The sequence below is a fragment of the Saccharopolyspora sp. genome (assembly GCF_017434145.1).
Taxonomy (GTDB): domain Bacteria; phylum Actinomycetota; class Actinomycetes; order Mycobacteriales; family Pseudonocardiaceae; genus Saccharopolyspora_C; species Saccharopolyspora_C galaxeae.
In genome coordinates, this window is the sequence record NZ_JAFRFW010000450.1 from 1 (window position 1) to 2,490 (window position 2,490).

Below are 2,490 nucleotides of genomic sequence, written 5' to 3' on the forward strand. Positions count from 1 at the left end.
ATGCCCGCAGGTGTATCGCCGCGCGCAGAAAGCGCAGTAGGACCGCTGAGGACACGCAATAGGAATTTTCGGTGAATGCCCGGTACTTACCGCACTGGCCTGCCCTGACCGGCCCAACGAACACCGCATCCCGGAAGTTCCAGCGCCCCGGAGACTTCGCGGTCCGCGGGTGACCTGGGTGCCGGGCCGGGTGCGGTGGCGCGCTAGGTTGCGGGAATGCCGCAGCGGGACGAGACCGGGACGCAGGACTGCGTCGAGTTGTTCACCGATGGCGCGTGCAGCGGCAATCCCGGCCCGGGCGGCTGGGGCGTGGTGCTGCGCTACGGAACGCACGAGCGCGAGCTCCACGGCGGTGAGCCGGGCACCACGAACAACAAGATGGAACTCACCGCGGTCATCGAAGGGCTCGCGGCGCTGACCCGCCCGATGCCGGTGGTGCTGGTGCACACCGACAGCACCTACGTGCTCAAGGGCATCACCGAATGGCTCGCGGGCTGGAAGCGCAACGGCTGGAAGACCGCGTCCAAGCAGCCGGTGAAGAACGCCGAGCTCTGGCAACGGCTGGAAGCCGAAGCGCAGCGGCACGGCACCGTCGAGTGGAACTGGGTCAAGGGCCACGCCGGGCACCCGGAGAACGAGCGCGCCGACAAGCTCGCCTGCCGCGGCCGCGACGAGAATCGCTGAGAACTCGCACCGGCGCGGAATTTCGCGCGCCGCAACGGATTCGGCAGAATCGGACCGAAAACAGCACATTTGCGGAATGTGCTACTTCCGTCGTAGTCCATCCGAATGCGCCCCGTTGACGCGATCTCGCCCACCCGCGCAAACTCCGAATGCGCACAATGGGCTCATCGCCCGCGTCGACCCCGCAACGGAGGAAAAATGGGTGTTCTCATTGCCAAGGATATTGCCGCCGCACGAGCGGAAAAGCTCGAACTGTCGAAGGCCGAGCAGCAGGTGATCGCGCACCTCGTTCGCGAGCACCAGCAGCAGGACCAGCAGCGGACCGGCGCAGCAAAGCGCTGACGACGTGGGCACCCGGCGCAAGCGGCACACCTCGCCGGGTGCCCGGCCGAAATCCACCACGCAGCCGACCGTGCGGTTTCAGCAACGATTCCTGTTCAGCGCGAACGAATTGTCCGCGAATCGCTTGCACCGCTCCCACGAACACTCGATCAAAAGCGAGGCGTTGCATTGCGCACCATCGACGGAGATCAGCACGCGCAAGCCGGTGAGCGGTCCTGCGACTGGCGGACGGCGCTGTCGAACGGCGAGCGAGCCGTCCGGCGATTCGGGTGGACCGCAGAACTCGACCCGCTCGGCGATGACCCCGCGCTGTGGCGGTGCGTCCTGCACGACCGCAACGGCGAGCCGGTGCCGAGCGGAGCAGGCTCCGGCAAGGGATACCGGCTGCCCGCCCAGGTCGGGGCGATCTTCGAGGCGCTGGAGCACCACTTCGGCCGCGAGCAGCACAAGACCCCCGACATCGTCCTGCGCCCAGCGCGCGAAGCCGCCACCGAGCTGACCGGTGATGTCGTGGGCGCCCGCCTCGCGGAAGGCCCCGACGAGCCGATCGCCTGCCTGCCGTTCCGGAACCTGTCCGACGACGCGGCGACCCTGCTGCCGGCGTTCCTGACGTCTCCCGACTACGTCAGCGACGCCTTCGAGCCGGAACGCCGCGAACTCGGCGACACCTACGACTACGCGGGCGTGCTGCGCTATTCGCTCAACAGCGGCTGCGCGGCGGGTTCCACGCGGGAAGAGGCCACCGTCCACGCGATCAACGAGATCGTGGAGCGCGACGCCTTCTCGCTGATGCTGATCAACACGTTCCTCGCCGCAAGCCCGGCGCCGCTGACCGTCGTCGACCCCGCGACCCTTCCCGACAACCTCGCCGAACTGCACGGGATCGCGCAGCAACGCAGCGGCGGGAGCGTGCAGCTCATCGACATGACGACGAGCCTCGGAATCCCCGCCGTGCTCGCTTACCTCCCGCCGCAGCCCGGTGAACCGGCGCGAGTGCGCGGCGCAGGCGCGTCGTTGTCCCGCGAGCACGCCATCCGGCGGGCGCTGACCGAACTGCTGCAACTCATGGCGGGCAGCACGCAACGAGGGGACGAGGACGAGGAACGGGACTGGACCGCCGAGTACCCGCCGTTCCACGACTGCTACCTGATGAACCTCGGCCCGAAGCTGCTCGAAGCCGAGGTGGTGGCGTACGCACCGACCGCCGCCCCGGGCTCTCCGGGCGGCCACCTGGAACGGCTCGTTCGCATCCTCACCTCGCACGGCTTCACCCCGCTCGTGCGCGAGCTGCACACCAGCGCGGAGCTGACCGTGGTCAGCACCGTCGTGCCAGGGCTCGAACGCTTCATGGTGATCACCGACGGCCAACTGGTCGGTCCCGGTCCGCGCGGACTCGCCGCCCGGACCTGACGCACAGACCTGAACCACACCGGCTCGAGACGAAAAAGCGGGCCGCGCCCGAAT

General features: G+C 68.4%; 3 protein-coding genes. All 3 read left to right on the forward strand.

Going from position 1 to position 2,490, the window contains the following annotated elements:
• Positions 1 to 216: 216 nt before the first annotated feature.
• The 3 genes from rnhA to IJH84_RS12440 all read left to right on the forward strand — a co-directional run bounded on the left by rnhA (position 217) and on the right by IJH84_RS12440 (position 2,436).
• On the forward strand, positions 217 to 684 hold the full coding sequence (rnhA, locus tag IJH84_RS12430; RefSeq protein ID WP_295144315.1) for a ribonuclease HI: 468 nt from the start codon (positions 217 to 219) through the stop codon (positions 682 to 684).
• Between the two features lie 198 nt (positions 685 to 882).
• Positions 883 to 1,026, forward strand: coding sequence for a hypothetical protein (locus IJH84_RS12435; RefSeq protein ID WP_200070266.1), 144 nt, complete (start codon positions 883 to 885; stop codon positions 1,024 to 1,026).
• A 168-nt stretch (positions 1,027 to 1,194) separates the two neighbouring features.
• Positions 1,195 to 2,436, forward strand: coding sequence for a YcaO-like family protein (locus tag IJH84_RS12440; RefSeq protein ID WP_295144320.1), 1,242 nt, complete (start codon positions 1,195 to 1,197; stop codon positions 2,434 to 2,436).
• The last annotated feature ends 54 nt before the right edge of the window (positions 2,437 to 2,490 follow it).